This is a genomic window from Brevundimonas sp. KH_058, from assembly GCF_057838505.1.
The window spans coordinates 1,960,038-1,978,367 of sequence record NZ_CM174469.1; the positions used below are offsets into that span (position 1 = coordinate 1,960,038).

General features: G+C 68.4%; 21 protein-coding genes. 15 read left to right on the top strand and 6 right to left on the bottom strand.

Features of this window, described 5'->3' with window-relative positions; translation table 11 throughout:
- Positions 1-22 precede the first annotated feature (22 nt).
- The 11 genes from AC3ISA_RS09390 to AC3ISA_RS09440 all read left to right on the top strand — a co-directional run bounded on the left by AC3ISA_RS09390 (position 23) and on the right by AC3ISA_RS09440 (position 9,645).
- Positions 23-868, top strand: coding sequence for a tol-pal system protein (locus AC3ISA_RS09390; RefSeq protein WP_489177677.1), 846 nt, complete (start codon positions 23-25; stop codon positions 866-868).
- Positions 859-2,103, top strand: a complete 1,245-nt coding sequence (tilS, locus tag AC3ISA_RS09395) for a tRNA lysidine(34) synthetase TilS (RefSeq protein WP_489177678.1) — start codon at positions 859-861, stop codon at positions 2,101-2,103. The genes AC3ISA_RS09390 and tilS overlap by 10 nt, the downstream gene beginning before the upstream one ends.
- A gap of 86 nt (positions 2,104-2,189) precedes the next feature.
- Positions 2,190-4,148 carry an ATP-dependent zinc metalloprotease FtsH gene (ftsH, locus tag AC3ISA_RS09400; RefSeq protein WP_489177679.1) on the top strand — a complete coding sequence of 653 codons (1,959 nt, stop codon included), beginning with the start codon at positions 2,190-2,192 and terminating at the stop codon, positions 4,146-4,148.
- 323 nt (positions 4,149-4,471) lie between these two features.
- Positions 4,472-5,656 carry an acyltransferase family protein gene (locus tag AC3ISA_RS09405; protein WP_489177680.1) on the top strand — a complete coding sequence of 395 codons (1,185 nt, stop codon included), beginning with the start codon at positions 4,472-4,474 and terminating at the stop codon, positions 5,654-5,656.
- 62 nt (positions 5,657-5,718) lie between these two features.
- On the top strand, positions 5,719-6,372 hold the full coding sequence (locus AC3ISA_RS09410; RefSeq protein ID WP_489177681.1) for a hypothetical protein: 654 nt from the start codon (positions 5,719-5,721) through the stop codon (positions 6,370-6,372).
- A 3-nt stretch (positions 6,373-6,375) separates the two neighbouring features.
- Positions 6,376-6,678 carry a winged helix-turn-helix domain-containing protein gene (locus AC3ISA_RS09415; protein WP_489177682.1) on the top strand — a complete coding sequence of 101 codons (303 nt, stop codon included), beginning with the start codon at positions 6,376-6,378 and terminating at the stop codon, positions 6,676-6,678.
- Positions 6,675-7,478, top strand: coding sequence for a dihydropteroate synthase (gene folP, locus AC3ISA_RS09420; RefSeq protein ID WP_489177683.1), 804 nt, complete (start codon positions 6,675-6,677; stop codon positions 7,476-7,478). The genes AC3ISA_RS09415 and folP overlap by 4 nt, the downstream gene beginning before the upstream one ends.
- 65 nt (positions 7,479-7,543) lie before the next feature.
- Entirely contained in the window at positions 7,544-7,900 is a 357-nt protein-coding gene (locus AC3ISA_RS09425) for a DMT family protein (RefSeq protein WP_489177684.1), read from the top strand.
- Positions 7,901-7,931: 31 nt separating this feature from the next.
- Positions 7,932-8,276 carry a DMT family transporter gene (locus AC3ISA_RS09430; RefSeq protein ID WP_489177685.1) on the top strand — a complete coding sequence of 115 codons (345 nt, stop codon included), beginning with the start codon at positions 7,932-7,934 and terminating at the stop codon, positions 8,274-8,276.
- Entirely contained in the window at positions 8,273-9,073 is an 801-nt protein-coding gene (thiD, locus tag AC3ISA_RS09435; RefSeq protein WP_489177686.1) for a bifunctional hydroxymethylpyrimidine kinase/phosphomethylpyrimidine kinase, read from the top strand. The genes AC3ISA_RS09430 and thiD overlap by 4 nt, the downstream gene beginning before the upstream one ends.
- Positions 9,070-9,645, top strand: coding sequence for a nucleotidyltransferase family protein (locus tag AC3ISA_RS09440; RefSeq protein WP_489177687.1), 576 nt, complete (start codon positions 9,070-9,072; stop codon positions 9,643-9,645). The genes thiD and AC3ISA_RS09440 overlap by 4 nt, the downstream gene beginning before the upstream one ends.
- Here the strand turns inward: AC3ISA_RS09440 and AC3ISA_RS09445 are convergent.
- Complete coding sequence (locus AC3ISA_RS09445) at positions 9,642-10,031, bottom strand: DUF983 domain-containing protein (protein WP_489177688.1); 390 nt, start codon at positions 10,029-10,031, stop codon at positions 9,642-9,644. The two genes, AC3ISA_RS09440 and AC3ISA_RS09445, sit on opposite strands and share 4 nt — an antisense overlap.
- A gap of 326 nt (positions 10,032-10,357) precedes the next feature.
- On the opposite strand from AC3ISA_RS09445, the gene AC3ISA_RS09450 reads away from it, so the two are divergent.
- Entirely contained in the window at positions 10,358-13,201 is a 2,844-nt protein-coding gene (locus tag AC3ISA_RS09450; protein ID WP_489177689.1) for a hypothetical protein, read from the top strand.
- Between the two features lie 78 nt (positions 13,202-13,279).
- On the opposite strand, the gene AC3ISA_RS09455 is transcribed toward AC3ISA_RS09450, so the two are convergent.
- From AC3ISA_RS09455 to AC3ISA_RS09465, 3 genes are all read right to left on the bottom strand, one after another.
- Positions 13,280-13,558, bottom strand: coding sequence for an HU family DNA-binding protein (locus tag AC3ISA_RS09455; RefSeq protein ID WP_087120554.1), 279 nt, complete (start codon positions 13,556-13,558; stop codon positions 13,280-13,282).
- Positions 13,559-13,672: 114 nt separating this feature from the next.
- Positions 13,673-14,656 (bottom strand): flagellar type III secretion system pore protein FliP, encoded by a 984-nt coding sequence (gene fliP / locus AC3ISA_RS09460; protein ID WP_372692661.1) that lies wholly within the window; start codon positions 14,654-14,656, stop codon positions 13,673-13,675.
- Entirely contained in the window at positions 14,653-14,928 is a 276-nt protein-coding gene (locus AC3ISA_RS09465; RefSeq protein WP_372692660.1) for a FliO/MopB family protein, read from the bottom strand. The genes fliP and AC3ISA_RS09465 overlap by 4 nt, the downstream gene beginning before the upstream one ends.
- Before the next feature lie 144 nt (positions 14,929-15,072).
- On the opposite strand from AC3ISA_RS09465, the gene flgB reads away from it, so the two are divergent.
- Genes flgB through fliE form a run of 3 tightly spaced genes read left to right on the top strand, consistent with a single transcriptional unit; the run spans position 15,073 to position 16,226 of the window.
- On the top strand, positions 15,073-15,477 hold the full coding sequence (flgB, locus tag AC3ISA_RS09470) for a flagellar basal body rod protein FlgB (protein ID WP_372692659.1): 405 nt from the start codon (positions 15,073-15,075) through the stop codon (positions 15,475-15,477).
- 13 nt (positions 15,478-15,490) lie between these two features.
- Positions 15,491-15,913 carry a flagellar basal body rod protein FlgC gene (gene flgC / locus AC3ISA_RS09475; RefSeq protein WP_372692658.1) on the top strand — a complete coding sequence of 141 codons (423 nt, stop codon included), beginning with the start codon at positions 15,491-15,493 and terminating at the stop codon, positions 15,911-15,913.
- 10 nt (positions 15,914-15,923) lie between these two features.
- A complete protein-coding gene (gene fliE, locus AC3ISA_RS09480; protein ID WP_159846359.1) occupies positions 15,924-16,226 on the top strand; it encodes a flagellar hook-basal body complex protein FliE in 303 nt (100 codons plus the stop codon).
- A gap of 176 nt (positions 16,227-16,402) precedes the next feature.
- Here fliE and AC3ISA_RS09485 read toward each other — a convergent pair whose 3' ends face one another.
- Both AC3ISA_RS09485 and AC3ISA_RS09490 read right to left on the bottom strand, forming a co-directional pair.
- A complete protein-coding gene (locus tag AC3ISA_RS09485) occupies positions 16,403-16,939 on the bottom strand; it encodes a polysaccharide biosynthesis/export family protein (protein ID WP_489177690.1) in 537 nt (178 codons plus the stop codon).
- A gap of 56 nt (positions 16,940-16,995) precedes the next feature.
- Entirely contained in the window at positions 16,996-18,327 is a 1,332-nt protein-coding gene (locus AC3ISA_RS09490; RefSeq protein ID WP_489177691.1) for an FAD/NAD(P)-binding protein, read from the bottom strand.
- Between the last annotated feature and the right edge of the window lie 3 nt (positions 18,328-18,330).

Below are 18,330 nucleotides of genomic sequence, written 5' to 3' on the forward strand. Positions count from 1 at the left end.
CAAATCGGTGAAAGCTAGACGAATGACCAAGCTCTCGATCTCTCGTGTTCACCTTCTCGCCGCCGCAGCCCTCGGGGTGGTCCTGATCGGCGGCGCCGCCGTCGCGCAACAGGCCCAGCCCAACATCATGGAGCGGACCGAGTGGGACAATCGCCGCCTGGACCAGCTGGACCGCAATGTGCGCCGGCTGGAGCGCGCCCTGACCCAGAGGAACGCCGCCGGTCAGCCCGTGCTGGTCGAGCCGGACCCGGAGGTGGTGACCCTGCAAGGACAGTTCGCCCTGATGGATCGTCGGCTGGGCGACCTGGAGGCCACGGTGCGCCGGATCAACGGCGACAACGAACGGCTGACCTTCCAACTGGACGAGGCGACGCGCGACAACCAGGCCCTGCAGACCCGTCTGAGAGACGCCGAGACCCGGATGCAGAAGCTGGAGACGGCGGCCGAGCTGAATGCGCCGATCGAAGCGACCTCGCCGACCGGGGATGCGACCCGGGATCTGGCGGCGGCGGTGGCCCTATTGTCCAGCGACCGGCCGCGTGGCGAGCGGGCGCTGGAGACGGTGATCGCGGCCTGGCCCGATACGCCGCAATCGCGCGAGGCGAACTCTCGCCTGGGCGACCTGCGGGTCGCGGCCAACGACAAGGCGGGGGCGGTGCCCTATTACGCCGCCGCGCTGAAGGATTGGCCGCGTATCGGCTGGGCGGCGGACACGACATTGAAACTGGCCGACGCCCTGTTCGCGACGCAGAGGAAGCCGCAGGGCTGTGCGGCCCTGGGTGAGTTCACGCGCCGCTATGCGCCCGCCGCCTCGGACCCGCAGAAGGCGCGCGCGGCGCAGTTGAAGACCACGGGCGGGTGCGCCTGAAGCCCGACAATGATCTGACGGCGCGGGCGTTCGCGCGGCTGGATGCACGACTGACGCGGGATACGGGGCGGCCGGTGGCGCTGGCCCTGTCGGGGGGAGGAGATTCCATCGCCCTGTTGCGACTGGCGACCGACTGGGCGCGGGCGCGCGGTCGGTCGGTGCTGGCCCTGACCGTGGATCATCGACTGAACCCCGACAGCGGCGGCTGGACTGCGTTCGCCGCCCAGGCTGCGCGGAGGGCGGGGGCGGACTGGTGCGGGCTGAGCTGGGACGGGGACAAGCCGCAGACCGGGCTGACGGCGGCGGCGCGGGCGGCGCGGCATGGGCTGATCGCGCAGGCGGCGCGCGAGGCGGGGGCGCGGGTCGTGCTGTTCGCCCAGACTGCCGACGATATCGCCGAGGCCGACTTGATGCGAAGCGAAGGCTCGACGCTGGGGCGGGTGCGCGAATGGTCGCCATCGCCGGCCTGGCCGCAGGGGCGGGGGCTGATGCTGTTGCGACCCCTGCTGGGCGAGCGGCGGGCGGTGTTGCGGGACTGGCTGGCCGGGCAGGGAGCGGACTGGATCGAGGATCCCGCCAACGCCGATCCGAGGTTTGGGCGCAGCCGGGCGCGACAGGCGCTGGCGGGGGCGGTCCCTGAAACGCCGGATGGGGTGCGGGTCGGCGCGGGCGGACGTCCGACGATGGACCGCGAGGCGATGGCAAGGGTGGACCGCGACATCGGGGCGCGGGCGCTGGCGGCGGTGTTGGTCTGCGTCGGCGGAGGGGCGACGCCGCCGCGTGGGGCGCGGTTGCAGGCTCTGACGGCGCGGCTGAGGGCGGGCGAAAATTTCGCCGCGACCCTGTGCGGCGCGCGGATCGAGGCGGCCGGCGACGCGGTGCGGGTCATGCGCGAGGCGGGCGAGCTGGGAAGGCGAGAGACCGCGCCGCTGGTGCTGACGTCGGGCGTCGAGGCGGTGTGGGACGGGCGGTTCACCTTTCGCGCCGAATACCCCGGCTGGTCGGTCGAGGCGGCGCGGGGGCGGTTGGCGAGCCTGTCGGACGCCGACAGGGCCGAGATCAATCGGCTGCCGGCGGCGACGCGCGGGGCCTGGCCTGTGTTGATCAGGGACGGGGGGTTGGCGCCGGTTCTTGCAGGCGAAGGGGTCGAACGGCGCGCGCTTGTCGCGGAACGGCTCAGGCTGGCGCTGGACGAAACGACGCACGAAGACGACCTGATTTCCGCCACCCGATAGCGTAACGCTGATTAAGCTCCTATTTTCCCAGACAGACAAATCCAGACCGTCGACCCACCCGGGTTCGCGGACGACCGAGGACCTCAATGAACCTGCGTAATCTGGCGATCACCGGCGTGATCATCCTGGCGCTTCTGGCGGGCTATGCGGCCCTGTCCCAGGGCGGGGCCATGAACGGCGTGGCGGGCCAGCCCGCCGGCGGCAAACCCGAAGTCATGAGCTATTCCACATTGGTGCAGCGGGTGAACGCCGGCGACGTCAAACAGGTCACCATTCGCCTGGACAAGGTGACCGGCGAACTGAAGAGCGGCGAACGCTTCACCTCCACCACCGTCTATCCCAACGAGCAGCTGGTGGCCCAGATGCTGGCGGCCAACGTCGAGATCGACGCCAAGTCGGGCGGCCAGTCGATCTGGATGAGCCTGCTGCTGGGCATCCTGCCCATCGCCCTGCTGATCGGGGTGTGGATCTTCTTCATGCGCCAGATGCAGGGCGGGGCGAAGGGCGCCATGGGCTTCGGCAAGTCCAAGGCCAAGCTGCTGACCGAGCACAAGGGTAGGAAGACCTTTGACGACGTCGCCGGCGTTGACGAGGCCAAGGACGAACTGCAGGAGGTCGTCGACTTCCTGAAGGATCCGGGCAAGTTCCAGCGTCTGGGCGGCAAGATCCCCAAGGGCGCGCTTCTGGTGGGCCCTCCCGGCACCGGCAAGACGCTGCTGGCCCGCGCGGTCGCAGGCGAGGCCGGCGTGCCCTTCTTCTCGATCTCGGGCTCGGACTTCGTCGAGATGTTCGTGGGCGTCGGCGCCAGCCGCGTGCGCGACATGTTCGAACAGGCCAAGAAAAACGCGCCCTGCATCATCTTCATCGATGAAATCGACGCCGTGGGTCGCCATCGCGGCGCCGGCCTGGGCGGCGGCAATGACGAGCGCGAACAGACGCTGAACCAGCTGCTGGTCGAGATGGACGGCTTTGAAGCGTCCGAAAACATCATCCTGATCGCCGCCACCAACCGTCCCGACGTGCTGGACCCGGCTCTGCTGCGTCCCGGCCGTTTCGACCGCCAGGTGGTGGTGCCGAACCCCGATGTCTCAGGCCGCGAACGCATCCTGCGCGTCCACATGAAGGATGTGCCGCTCGCCGCCGACGTCAACACCAAGACCATTGCGCGCGGCACGCCCGGTTTCTCGGGCGCCGACCTGGCCAATCTGGTCAACGAAGCGGCCCTGACGGCGGCCCGCAAGGACCGTCGCATGGTCACGCAGCGCGACTTCGAGGACGCCAAGGACAAGGTGCTGATGGGCGCCGAGCGTCGCTCCATGGCCATGAACGAGGAAGAAAAGCGCCTGACCGCCTATCACGAGGCCGGTCACGCCATCGTCGCCATGAACGTCAAGATGACCGACCCCGTCCACAAGGCGACCATCGTCCCGCGCGGCCGGGCGCTGGGCATGGTGATGCAGTTGCCGGAAGGCGACCGCTATTCGATGAAATACCAGCAGATGATCGACCGGATCGCCATCATGGCCGGCGGCCGCGTCGCCGAGGAGCTGATCTTCGGCAAGGAGAACATCACCTCGGGCGCCTCGTCGGACATCGAACAGGCGACCAAGCTGGCGCGCGCCATGGTCACGCGCTGGGGCTTCTCCGAGAAGCTGGGCACGGTGGCCTACGGCGAGAACCAGGAAGAGGTCTTCCTGGGCCACTCGGTCGCGCGCAGCCAGAACGTCTCGGAAGAGACCGCCCGCACCATCGACGAGGAAGTGCGTCGCCTGGTGTCCGCAGGTTGGGACGATGCGCGTCACATCCTGACCACCAAGTCCGAGGACCACGAGAAGCTGTCCCAGGCCCTGCTGGAATACGAGACCCTGTCGGGCGAGGAGATCAAGGACCTGCTGGAGAAGGGCGTCGCGCCGAACCGCGACGAGAACAACTTCCCCAACGCCGGACCTTCGGTCTCGGTGCCGGTGACGCCGGTGTCGGACGGAACCGACATCGAGGTCCCGGTCGCCGCGCCGGCCGCGACGAGCGTGCCGACGGTTCACTGAGCCGAAGCCTGATCTGAAGATGGACCCGCCGGGAGAGCGATCTCCCGGCGGGTTTTTCGTTGGGGTGGAGAGCCGGTGCGTGGCGGCGACGTCGGGACGAGGCTCTGCTCCCCACGCCGTCATCCTAGGCCTTGTGCCTAGGATCCAGAGACTCAGGCGGTGGTGATGACTGCACGTCGCCGCCCCTGCCTCACTTCACGCACCGGGAGTCTGGATCCTAGGCACAAGGCCTAGGATGAGGGCTGTGTGGTGATGTAGCGAACAAGTTTGCATTACAGACTAGTCTATGAGATATGGCGGCTTTCATAGTGGGAGGGGTCGTCATGTCGGCATTTGAAACGGGGCAATCCGAGCGCCTGCACGGGCTCGATGCGCTGAGGGGTGGGGCGCTGCTGCTGGGGGTGGTGCTGCATGGCGCCCTGTCGTTCTTTCCGACGCAGATCTGGATCGTCGCGGACGACCAGAGGTCCGTCTGGGCCAGTGGTCTGTTTTTCGCCATCCACCTGTTTCGGATGACGACCTTCTTCGTGATCGCGGGCCTGTTCGCGCACATGATGGTGGGGCGAATGGGCGTCTGGGGCTTCGTCAGGAACCGCATGATCCGCATCGCCGGGCCGCTGAGCGTCTTCTGGGGCGTGACCCTGGCCGCCATCATCGCCGTGGTGATCTGGAATGCGTCGCTGAACGGTCTGACGGCCGCCGATGCGCCGCCGCCGCCCAAATATGACTGGACCAACATGCCGCTGACCCACCTGTGGTTCCTGTGGATGCTGCTGATCCTCTATGCCGGCATGCTGATCCTGCGCGCGTCGTTCAAGGCGCTGGATCGGGCGACGGCGGGCCTGATCGGGCCGTTGGGACCGTTCGTTCTGGGCGCGCCCCTGGCCGTGGCGCTGTGGCTGCATCCGAAGTGGCTCGCCTTCTTCGGCGTGCCGACGCCGGATGCGGGGCTGGTTCCCAATCCGGCGGCCCTGGTCGCGTTCGGCCTGGCGTTCGGGCTCGGCGCCCTGCTGGATCGTCGGCGCGATCTGCTGGAGCGGATCAAGCGCCTGTGGGCGCTCCATCTGGGGCTTGCGGTCGCAGCCGGGGTTGCGGCCCTGATGCTAGCGGGCGGGCCGAACCCGGTGCTGACGCCGATGACCGATCCCACGACCAAGGCCCTGACGGCGGCGGCGTTCGGCGTGGCGACATTCGCCTCGGCCCTTGCGGCGATGGGGCTGGCCCTGCGGTTCTGCTCGGGTCACAGCGCGGCGCGGCGCTATGTCGCCGACGCCTCCTACTGGATCTACATCGTCCACCTGCCGCTGGTGATGGTCGGGCAGGTTATGGTGCAGGACTGGACCCTGCCATGGGTGGTCAAGCTGGTGGTCGTGGTCGGGGGCGCGCTGGCCGTATCCGTCGCCAGCTATGAACTGCTGATCCGCCACAGTTTCATGGGGCGCTGGCTGAACGGGCGACGCGTGCCGTGGCGCAGAAAGCCGACGCCCGCCCTGGTCCCCGCCGAATAGCTTGCCAACCCCGACGGCGGCGTTCATCCGAGAACGTGCGCCGGTCGCACAGGAATCACCCGATGTCCGACAACTCTCGCAGCACGCCCGAAGCCGACCTGGCCTTCCTGAAGGCCATCGTCCAGGGCGGGAACAATCCCAAGGCGACCCTGACGCTGGGTGTGGCCTATTTGGCCGGCGGCCTGCTGTATGGGCTTCAGTGCCTGTTCCATGTCGGCCAGATGTGGGGCGTCGTGCGCTGGCCCGACCTGGCCAACCTGGCCTTCATCATCGCGATCACCGTGGTCTTCTTCATCGTGCTGATGTGGGCCGTGCGCGAGGACCGCAAGGCGGGCACGGCGGGGCCGATCGTGACGCGGACGCTGAACGCGGCCTTCAGCGGCGCGGGCATGGCCAATCTGGCCATCGTCATCGTCTTCGGCTTCGGCGCGCGGCGGGACGGGGACTTCGCCATCTGGCTCTATTATCCCGCCATGATCTTCGCCCTGCAGTCGGCGGCCTGGTTCGTGGCCTGGAACCTGAAGAAGAAGCCCTGGATGCTGGCGGCGTCGATCGGCGGCTGGATCACGGCGGTGGCGCTGGGTCTGCTGGTGCGGCATGGCGAAATCTACCTCTATGTCTGCACCGCCGCCCTGTTCCTGCTCTTCGCCGGGCCGGGCTGGATCATGACGCGCGCGGCCTTGCAGACGCGCGCCGTCGATGCGGACGCCGGCTGATCCATGGGGCTGAACGATCTCGGCAAGATCGACGAGGTCATCCACGGCCGCATGCGGCTGGGGATCATGGTCTATCTGGCCGACGCCGAGGCCGCCGACTTCACCGAGCTGAAGACGGTGCTGGAGGCGACGCAGGGCAATCTGTCGGTCCATATCAAGAAGCTGGAGGAGGCGGGCTATGTCGCCGTGGCCAAGAGCTTCGTGAACAACAAGCCCCTGACCCGCGTGTCGATCACGGCTGCGGGGCGCAAGGCCTTCGCGGCTTATCTGGAGGCGCTGGGCGGACTGATCGGGAGGCCGAGATGACGGTTCAGGTGATGGGCATCGTCAATGTGACGCCCGACAGTTTCTCGGACGGCGGGCGGTGGGCCTCGACGCAAGGCGCGGTGGATCGGGCGATGCGGCTGGTCGCCGAGGGGGCGGACGTGCTGGACATCGGCGGCGAGAGCACGCGGCCGGGCGCCGAGCCGGTGGGCGAGGGCGAGGAGATCGACCGGGTCGCGCCGGTCATCGCCGGCGTTCGCGCGCGGTGGGATGGGATGATCAGCGTCGACACGATGAAGCCGGCCGTGGCCCGCGCCGCCGTCGCGGCCGGGGCGACGATGTGGAACGATGTGACGGCTCTGAGCCATGCGCCCGACAGTGCGGCGGTCGCGGCCGAACTGGGCTGCGACGTGGTGCTGATGCACATGAAGGGCGAGCCGCGGACGATGCAGGCGGACCCGCGATACGACGACGTGGTGGGCGAGGTGCAGGATTATCTGCGCGCGCGGGCTGAGGCGGCGATGGCGGCGGGGGTGGCGCGCGAGCGGATCTGGCTCGATCCCGGCATCGGGTTCGGCAAGACCCTGGCGCACAATATGGCGTTGACGGCGCGGTTGGGGGCGCTGGTCGATCTGGGGTTTCCGGTGCTGTATGCGGCCAGCCGCAAGCGCACGATCCAGGCCATAGATCCGACGGCGGTCGAGGCGACCGATCGGCTGGGCGGGTCGCTGGCGCTCGCGCTGGAAGGCGCGCGGCGCGGGGCGCGGATGGTGCGGGTCCATGACGTGCGCGAGACGGTGCAGGCGTTGAAGGTTCAGGCGGCGGTCAGGGCGGCGGGTTGAAGCCCCGCGACGGACGGTCGCAGCCGGTGTAGAGGCGACGACAGCAACAATCTCGGTCTGCCGCCATGAACCTCGGTTCCTATATCGCCCCCGTCGTCATGCTGGCCCTGTCGAACGTCTTCATGACCTTCGCCTGGTACGGGCATCTGAAGTTCGAGCACAAGCCGCTGTGGCTGCTGGTCATGGCCAGCTGGGGGATCGCCTTCTTCGAATACTGGCTGGCGGTGCCGGCCAACCGGATCGGCATCCAGGTCTATTCGCCGGCCGAGCTGAAGACGATGCAGGAGGTGATCACCCTGCTGGTCTTCGCCGGGTTCTCGGTGCTGTATCTGGGCGAGAAGCTGACGGTGAACCATCTGGTCGGGTTCGCCTTCATCGGCCTGGGCGCCTTCTTCATCTTTAAGGGGCCGTTGGGCGGTTGATTGCAGGCGCGGCCTGTTCCATCTGGTCGCCATGTCCTGGGTGATGTCGATCAATCCATGGGCGACGCTGGTCGTCGCCGGTCTGCTGGAGGTCCTGTGGGCCTCGGGTCTCAAGAACGTGGGCGTCAGCCGGCCGTGGACCTCGCTGGGGGTGTTGGTCGCGCTGGCGGGCAGCATGGTCCTGTTGTGGGTCGCCACGCAGAAGCTGCCGATCGGCACGGCCTATGCGGTCTGGACCGGCATCGGCGCAGTGGGCGCGGCCGTGGTGGGCATCCTGGTCTATGGCGAGCCGGCGACGGCGGTGCGGGCGGTGTGCATCCTGCTGATCGTGGCGGGTATCGTCGGGCTGAAACTGTATTCGGGAGCGGCGGCATGAGTGCGCTTCATCAGGGACGCGTCTTGATCCTGGCCGGGTCAGACTCGGGCGGCGGCGCGGGCATCCAGGCCGACATCAAGGCCGTGACGATGATGGGCGGTTTCGCCGCCACCGCCATCACCGCGATCACGGTGCAGAACACATTGGGGGTCCACGGGGTCTATCCGTTGCCGCTGGACCTGATCGCGGCCCAGGCGCGGGCGGTGCTGGAGGACATCGGGACCGACGCCTTCAAGACCGGCATGCTGGGCTCGGTCGAGGTGGTCGAGACTGTCGCCGCCCTGCTGGACGAGGCCGACGCCCCGGCGGTGGTCGATCCCGTCATGGTGGCCAAGGGCGGTCATCCCCTGCTGCCCGATGCGGCGGTGTCGGCGGTCAAGGCGCTGATGATCCCGCGCGCGGCCCTGCTCACGCCCAATGCGCCCGAGGCCGAGGCCCTGACCGGGTTTTCCGTACACGATCTGGACGGCCAGAGGCGGGCGGGCGAGGCCCTGCTGGCCATGGGCGCGCGGGCGGTGCTGATGAAGGGCGGCCATGTGTCGGGGCCGACGGTGATCGACCTGTTGATGACGGTCGATGGCGAGACGGTGCTTGAGGCCGAACGGGTGGACACCCGCCACACCCACGGCACCGGCTGCACCCTGGCCAGCGCCTGCGCGGCCGGGCTGGCGCTGGGCCGGCCGCTGGAGGTCGCCGTGGCGGAGGCCTGGGCCTATGTCGGCGAGGCGATCCGCCGCGCGCCGGGCCTGGGCGGCGGACACGGCCCGCTGGACCACGGCTGGCCGGTGCGGGGATGAGCGTTCTGGAGGGGCGGCTGGCCGACATCATCCGCGCCGACGCCGGGCTGATGCATGTGCTGACGACGGTGCGGGCGCTGGACCTGCCGGATTGGCGGCTGGTGTCGGGGGCGGTGTATCAGGCGGTTTGGAATGTGAAGACGGGGCGGTCGGCGGGGTACGGGATCAAGGACTACGACCTGGCCTATTTCGACGGATCGGACCTGTCCTACGACGCCGAGGACGTCGTCATCAAACGGGTCGCCGCCGCCTTCGACGAACCGTTCCGCAGCCAGGTCGAGGTGCGCAACCAGGCGCGGGTGCACCTGTGGTTCCAGGATCGGTTCGGCGAACCCTATGAGGCGCTGGAATCGACGGATGAGGCCTTGGGGCGGTTCGTGGCGCCGACCTTCGCGGTCGGGGTGCGGCTGGAAGGGGACGATACGATCAGCGTCGCCGCGCCGTTCGGGCTGGACGACGTTTTTTCGATGACCATCCGGCCCAATCCGAACAGGCCGCTGGCCAAGGGGTGGGCGAAGACCGTCAAGAATGCCCGAGGGCGCTGGCCCGAGCTGACGGTGATCGAACCCTAGAAGGGGCCGTGCTTGCCGTTCGAGGAGAACTCGGGCGGGGCGGCCTTGTGGATGTATTGTTCGGCGACCAGCCAGGCCTTGAAGGGGCGCAGGCAGCCCAGGCACATGGCGATCAGGATCGGCAGGGTGACGACCAGATGCACCCAGATGGGCGGGTGGACGGTGAAGTCGAACACCATCAGCAGGATCATGCCCACGATCCCCACCGCCGACATGACGAAGAAGGCCGGGCCGTCCGCCGGATCGGCGAAGGCGTAGCTGAGACCGCACGTGGGGCAGTCGGTCTGGAGCGTCAGATAGCCCTTGAACAGCGGACCCTTGCCGCAGCGGGGGCAACGACAGGCCAGGCCGGTCTTGAGAGTGCTGAGGCGAGGGTAATCGGTCATGGGGTCAATATGGGCGTTTGAGATGACGTTGTCGCGTGGACCGGTTGTCCTATTGAACCAGGGTTTCCTTTTCTTTCGTCATCCTCCGGCGAGCGCAGCGAGACCGGGGGAGCCAGCGGCGCGCGGGAGCGCGAAGTTGTCGCGGTGCGATCTTTCAAAAGTGCGGCGGACGCATCGCCTTCGGCGCCGCTGGCTCCCCCGGTCTGCGCCGCGAAGACGCGGCTTGCCGGAGGATGACGAAAGGAAAAAAGCGGTCAGATCCGTAGAACTACGGTGAACGGCGGTTAACCGCGATTAAAGGCCTTGTGGGGCATGGGTCGGGAGATATGTCCGGGGCCTCGCCGACCAAGCGCATGCTGAAGACGACTGTGGCCGCCGCCACGGCGGGCGCCGTCGTGTTCGCGCCCATGGCGCCGCTGGCCCAGGAAGTCGGGCGGTCGCGCGATCCGCTGTCGATCAGCATCGGCCAGAACGAAACCTTCACCCGCGTCGAATTCGGCGGCGTCATCGGGGTGCGCTCGCGCGTCAGCCGCGAGGGCGACAGGGTCGTGGTGCGGATGGGCACGACCGCCGCGCCCGACGTGTCGCGCCTGAGGGTCGATCCGCCCGCCGGGGTGAAGTCGGTCGAAACGCGCATGGCGCGGGCGGGCGGCACGGACCTGATCCTGACGCTGGAGGAGGGGGCGGACGCCCGTTCCGGCGTCGCGGACGGGGCGGTTTGGCTGAACCTCTATGCGCCGGGCAAGGCGCCGCAGGGGCCGGATGCGGCCAAGCCCGAAACCACCAAGGCCGTGGTGCCGGTGCGGGCCGAGTCCGGCGAACAGAAGACCGTCCTGACCTTCGACTGGGGCGCGCCCGTGGGGGCCGCCGTCTTCCGCCGGGGCGATGCGGTATGGATCGTGTTCGACACGGCCGCGCGAATGGACATGGCCGGGGCCAAGGCCCTGGGGCCGGCCAAGGACGCGCACTGGGCGGCGGGGCCGGGCTATACCGCCATGCGGATCGCGGCGCCGGAAGGTCTGGGCGTTTCGGCCCAGGGCCAGGGCGGGACCTGGACCGTGACCATCGGCGGGGTCCAGGCGGCGGTCGAGGGCGTCGATGTCGGCCGATCCGACGACGGCGCGCCGGTGCTGGTGGCGCAGATGGCCGGGGCGACCAAGGCGATCTGGCTGACCGATCCTCTGGTCGGGGACCGATTCGCGGCGGTGACGGCGCTGGCGCCCGGCAAGGGGTATGCCGGGGGACGCCGCACGGTCGATCTGACGTTGATCCCGACGGCCCAGGGTCTGGCGGTCGAAACGGGCGCCGACGATCTGAAGATCGAGGCGGCGGGCGATCTGGTGACGCTGAGCCGGCCCAAGGGGCTGACGCTGTCGGCGCCGACAGCGGGGCTGGAGACCGGCGACCATGCGGCCGACGCGCCCAAGCGGGCGGCCCATCCGGCCCTGATCGACGAGACCTGGGCGACGACGGGCGAGGCGGGGTTCTCGGATCGCTATCGCCGGCTGCAGGACGCGGCGGGGCTGGAGACGATCGCGGCGAGCGACAATCCGCGCGCGCCGATCGAGGCGCGGATGGCGCTGGCGCGGTTCCTGGTCGGGTCGGGCCTGAACTATGAGGCCATCGGGGTTCTGAACGCCCTGATCGCCAAGGCGCCGAACCTTCAGGGCGAGCCCGAGGTGCGGGGCCTGCGCGGCGTGGCGCGCGTCGGCATCGGGCGGCTGGAAGAGGCCCAGGTCGATTTCTCGGGCGCCGCCCTGACCAACGACCCGGCGACCAAGGTCTGGCTGGGCTATATCGCCTCGGAGATGGGCGACTGGGAGGGCGCGCGCAGGAACTTCGCCGCCGGGGCCTCGGTCATCGACGACTTCCCCAAAGAATGGCGCGCGCGTTTCGGCGCCGCCCACGCCATGGCGGCGATCCAGTTGAACGACCTGCCCGCCGCCCAACAGTTGCTGGCCTATGTGTTCAGCCAGGATGCGCCGGCCGTCGATCAGTTGACGGCGCGGCTGGTGCAGGCGCGGATGTTCGACCTGAACGGCGACAAGGACCGGGCGCTGGCGATCTACAAGGCCGTGGCGCGCGCGCCGCTGGACGGGATCGCCACGCCGGCCAAACTGGGCGCCATCAGCCTGGAGCTGGACAAGGGCGCGATCACGCCGGATCAGGCGACGGCGCAGCTGGAACAGTTGAAGTGGCGCTGGCGCGGGGATGCGACCGAGATGGCGGTCGTGCGCAAGCTATCGGGCATCTATCTGCAACAGGGCCGATACCGCGAGGCGCTGGATGCGTTGCGCGGGGCGGGCAAGCGGATGGCGGGCGTGCCGGGCGCGGCCGAGGTCCAGGCCGACCAATCCAACGCCTTCCGCGCCCTGTTTCTGGAAGGGGCGGCGGACGGGTTGCAGCCGGTGCAGGCGCTGGCCCTGTTCTATGATTTCCGCGAACTGACGCCCATCGGGGCCGACGGCGACGAGATGGTGCGCCGCCTGTCGCGCCGCCTGATCGACGTCGACCTGCTGGGCCAGGCCGCCGAACTGCTGAAACACCAGGTGGACGAGCGGTTGGACGGGGTGGCCAAGGCCCAGGTCGCCACCAACCTGGCTACCGTCTATCTGATGGACCGTCAGCCCGAGAAGGCGTTGCAGGCCATCTGGGGCTCGCGCACGACCTTGTTGCCCGCCGCGATGAACAGCGAGCGCCGTGCGCTGGAGGCGCGCGCCCTGATGGACCTGGGCCGGTTCGATCATGCGCTGGAGGTGCTGGACCGCGACCAGTCGAACCCGGCGCGCGAGGTGCGGGCCGACATCTTCTGGAAGCAGCAGAAGTGGGCCGACGCGGCGCCGGTCTATGAGGCGCGACTGGGCGAACGCTACAAGACGGCGGGGGCTCTGACGCCGGCCGAGGAAAGCTGGCTGATCCGGGCGGGCGTGGGCTATTCGTTGAGCGGCGACCGGGCGGCCCTGCAAAGGCTGAACGCGCGCTATGGGCCCTTTGTCGCCGGAGCGCGGTCGGCCGCGGCGCTTCGCGTGGCCCTGGACGACAATCTGTCTGGCGTGGCGGGTGCGGGCGATTTCGCCAACCTGTCCAGTCAGGCGGACACCTTCGTCGGCTGGGTCAACAGCGCCAAACAGGCGTTCCGCAAGGAAGCCGACGCCAAGGCCGCCGCCTGAAATTGAAACGGGCGGAGATCGCATCGCGACCCCCGCCCGTCTTGCATCGCCGATCCCGCCTGGCGGGACCGAAAAGGCTTAGCCGTTGACGGCGTCCTTCAGCGGCTTGGAGACGCGGAAGCGCACGGCCTTGGAGGCGGCGATCTTGATGGTCGCGCCGGTGGCCGGGTTGCGGCCTTCGCGCTCGGCGCGGGCGGCGGTGTCGAAGACGCCCAGGTTCGAGATGCGGATGTCGCCGCCCGACTTCAGGGTCGAGTGGATGTTTTCGACGATGGCGGTCAGCACCTTGCCGGCGTCGGCCTGCGAGACACCGGCGTCTTTGGCGACGGCGGCGATCAGTTCGGCTTGAGTGGTCATAAGAAGCGTTTCCAGTGTTAGTCGCCCGATTCAGGGCGAGGACCGGGGGATCAACACGGATTTTGATTAGCTTTGCAAGCGCCTATGACGCGGAAAGCCATATGGGGCGGGGGATTATCCGGTACCGGACGCCCGCTGGAAGCTCTCGACCAGGCTTCCGGCGACCAGTCGCCAGCCGTCCACCAGCACGAAGAAGATCAACTTGAACGGTAGGGAGACCACCACCGGAGGCAGCATCATCATGCCCATGGACATCAGCACGCTGGCCACCACCAGATCGATCACAAGGAACGGAACGAAAAGAAGAAATCCGATTTCGAACGCCTTCTTCAGCTCGCTGATCATGAAGGCCGGCGTGACCACGCGCAGCGGCAGTTCCTGAACGTTCTGGGGCGGCTCGATCTTGCTGAGGCGGGTGAACAGGGCGAGGTCGCCGCGGTCCACCTGGGCCAGCATGAAGGTTTTCACAGGTTCGGACGCCTGATCGAAGGCCTGGGGCAGTTCGATCTGCTGATCCAGCAGCGGACGGATGCCCGAATCATAGGCGTCCTGCCAGGTCGGGGCCATGACGATGGCGCTGAGAAACAGCGACAGGGACACCAGGACGGCGTTCGGCGGCGACTGCTGAAGGCCGAGCGCCGTGCGCAGCAGCGACAGGACCACGATGATCCGCACGAAGCTGGTGGTCATTATGACGATGGACGGGGCCAGCGACAGTACGGTCATCAGGCCGACCAGCTGGACCACGCGCTGGGTCAGGCCGGCGCCGGTGCCCAGGTCGATGTTGAGCGCCGAACCGGACTGGGCCGCCTGCTGGGCCAGGGCCGCGACGGGCCAGGCAAGGCAGACCAGGGTGGTGAACAGCGACAGCAGGGCCGCGCGTTTCAGCTCGGCGCCGGTGGGGGTGTTGAAGATGCTCTCCCTCCCCCGACGGGGGAGGGTGGCCGAGCGGAGCGAGGTCGGGTGGGGGCGGCAGGGCGACGCCCCACCGACCTGTCCGGCATCTGGCAGTGCGGCCTTGCCAGGCCGCCCCCACCCCGTCGCTGCGCGACGACCCTCCCCGGAGCGGGGAGGGAGAGGGGTGTTGCGGCGGCTCATTTTTCTGACCCCTGCTGGCGCGGCTCGATCAACTCGCGGCCTTCGCCCAGCAGGATCAGCCGTTCCTCGTCATCGACGCGGACCAGGACCAGGCGGCGGGCGGGGTCCAGCACCAGGGTCTCGACGACCTGAAGCCGGCGGGCGCCGCGTTCGGCGCTGAGCTTGGCCATGAGCTGGGGCGCATAGCGGCGCGCGGCCCAGGCCACGATCCCGATCAGGCCGAGGGTGAAGGCCAGGCCGAAGACCGCCCGGACGAGATCGAGGAAATTCATGACGCTTTGAGGCCCCGCGCAGTCGGCGCTTAGGCGGCGAATGTTAACCACCACGGTTAACGAGGCGTTGAGATAAGGGGTTATTAACCATGGAGGCGGCATTTTCTGCCCATCGCACGCATCCGCGTCGCACGGGAGATCGCTATGGGCGTCGCCGACATTTCCCTGATCAGCCAGATCAAGGGCCGGCTGAACTGGCTGGACGAGCGCCAGCGGGTGATCGCCGAGAACGTGGCCAACGCCGACACGCCCGGCTTCGTCGGCCGCGACCTGAAGCAGCCGACCGACTTCGCCGCCGCCATGCGGTCGGGCGGGGGGCTGCAGATGGTTCGCACCAACGCCGCCCACATCGCGCCCGCGGGGTCGCCGGTGCGATTCGATCCGACCAAGTCGCCCGATTCGGAAACCACGCTGGACGGCAACTCGGTCGTGGTCGAAGAGCAGATGCTGAAGATGGCCGAAAGCCGCTCGTCCTATGACGCCGCCATCGGCTTCTACCAGAAATCCATGTCCATGATCCGCATGGCCGCCAAGCGGCCCGGCGGCTGAGGAGGATTGATCAATGCCCGATCGCGTCGTTTCACCGAACGCCGGCGCCATGGCCGTCGCCGCCTCGGCCCTGAAGGCCCAGCAGTCGCGGATGCGCGTCATCGCCGAGAACATCGCCAACGCCCAGTCGACGGCTCGCACGCCCGGCGGCGAGCCTTATCGCCGCCAGATTCCGGTATTCCAGGCACGCGATATCGACGGCGCGACCGGCGTGGCCCTGGCCGAGGTGCGGCCCGACCAGGGCGACTTCAAAATGGACTACGACCCGTCGCATCCTGCGGCCAACGCCCAGGGCTACGTCATGCGGCCCAATGTCGACACCCTGGTCGAGGCCATGGACATGCGCGAGGCCCAGCGCGCCTACGAGGCCAATCTGAACGTCATCGAGACGGCGGGGGTGATGGAGAGCCGCACTCTCGACATCATCAAGCGCTGAGGATTAGGCCATGAACCCGATGATGGCCGCCAAGGCCTATGCCGCCGTCCAGGGCGGCGCCATGCCGACAGCCGCGCAGGCGCCCGGCGCCGGAGACGGCGGCTTCGCCGACCTGGTCAAGAACGCCATGACCGACATGACCCAGCAGTCGCGCGCGGCCGAGACCCAGATGACGAAGTCGGTCCAGGGCCAGGGCAATCTGATCGACGTGGTGACGGCCCTGAGCTCGGCCGAGGCGTCGTTGGAGACGGTGATCTCGGTCCGGGACCAGGTGATTTCCGCCTACAAGGAAATCATGGCGATGCCGATCTGAGGGCGGCTTCTTCCAGTCCGTCATCCTAGGCCTTGTGCCCAGGTCCATAGACTCAGACATGGACGTGGACAGACGAACGGCGCCGTCCGTGTTCCATAACCACCGACCGGGATTCTGGATCCTTAGGCACAAGGCCTAGGATGACGGCTATTGGGGGAAAGGCGCGCGCAACACCCTCAGAAATATCGCTCCCCGATCCGCAGGGTGTCGCCGGGCGAGACGCGGGTGTCGGCGGTCAGGGGCTGGGGCTCTTCGGTCTGCGAGCCTGCGCGGCGCACGAAGATGCGGCGGGTGTTGGCGCGGTAGGTGAAGCCCTGGGCCGTGGCCACGGCGTTCAGCGCCGTCAGGTCGGGGACGTAGGGGTATTCGCCCGGCCGATTGACCTCGCCCAGGATGTAGATGGGCCGATAGGTCAGGACCTGGGCCCTCACGCGCGGCTGGTTCAGATAGCCCTGGCGCAAAGACTGGGCGACGGCGTCCTGAAGCTGGGCGACCGTCAGGCCGGCGGCTTGGACGTCGCCGATCAGGGGCAGGGCGATCCGGCCGTTGGCGTCGATCACGAACTCGCCGCCCAGTGCCGCCTCGCCGAACACATCGATCCGCACCTTGTCGGCGGAGGCTAGGCGATGGTCCGACACGCTCTGAGGCGCAAAGGCCGTCAGACCCAGCGACAGGATCGCGACCAGCAGGCCGATGCCTCTTCTTGCCCCCATGTCATCGCCCCTGAATCTTTCCCAGTGTGGAGGCTAAACGCGTCGGTTGTTCGGGTCTAGGGCCGGTCCACGAGGATGCGTGCGGCCAGGTCGCGGGCCTGGCCGCGCAGGTCGGGCACGGCGGTCATCTCCCAAAAGGCGCCGCGCGTCAGGGGGCCGATGGCGTGAAGGCCACGCGCCGGGGCGCCTGCGCCGTCCAGCAGACCGCCCTCGTCATCGACCTGCAGGCCAAGGCCCAAGGGATCGGGGCGGCCGTAACCCTTGTCCAGGATGTCGCGGATCATCGGCTCGGTGCTCTTTGAGATCACGCCCAGTGGCCCGGTGCAGTTCACGACCAGGTCGAACCGCTCCTTGATGGCGCGCTTTTTTCCGCGCGGACGCCAGGAGACCTCGATCACGTCGGTGGTCTTCAACTCGGTCAGCTTGCCCGCCAGAATGGTCAGTTCGCCGCCGGCCAGCATGGAGTGGATGTCGCGCGCCGGGCCGGGCGACAGCCGGTGGCGATGGACGTCCCACAGGGGTCGAAGGTGTCGCAGGAAGCGGCTGCGTTCCACTTGTGACCACCCGCGCCAGATATCGCGGGCCGAGTGGCGCAGCGTATCGAAGACGGCGCGCCAGTCGGCCTGCGCCGTCGCGGCGCGGACCTGTTTCAGGATTTGGGCGGGGCTGCCGGCAAAGGTCCCGGCATAGGCGCCGGGCGGGACGCTGGCGTGGGCGCGGGGCAAGAGGCCGTGACGCGACAGGGCGGTCAGCCGTCGTCCCGGCCGGCGCAGCGTCAGGGCCGCATCCACCATCGTCAGGCCCGAACCGATCAACAGGACGTTGCGCGCGTCACCGGCCGACTGGGGGTCGAATCGCCAAGGGTTCTCGACATAGGCGGCAGAGTTCCGAACCTCGGCCTCGACGCCGGGGGGCGAGGCGGGTTCCAGATTACCCAGGGCCAGCACGACCTGATCGGCCGTGACCTCGCCGTCGGTGGTGAGGATATGCCAGCCGTCGTCCTGGCGGTCGATGGAGCGGGCCTCGCCGCCGATGAGGGTCAGCCGGTCGGGTGCGTCGTCCAGCGCCTCGTCCAGCAGGTATCGGAGGTATTCGCCATAGACGCCGCGCGTGATGAAGCCGTCCTGGGCGCGCCATGACGGCTGTTCCGCCAGCCAGTCGGCGAGGTGGCCCGGCTGGTCCGGAAAGGCGCTCATATTGTCCAGACGGACGTTCAGCAGGTGGTTGGGATTGCCGGTGTCATAGGCGGTGCCGGGACCGAAGACGCCGCGCCGTTCGATCAGGGTGACGCGCACGTCTGGCGAGGCCTTCAGCAGATTGACGGCGGTCAGCAGGCCGCTGAATCCAGCGCCGACGATGGCGACGTGCGGTCCATTCTGCTGTGCCACTCA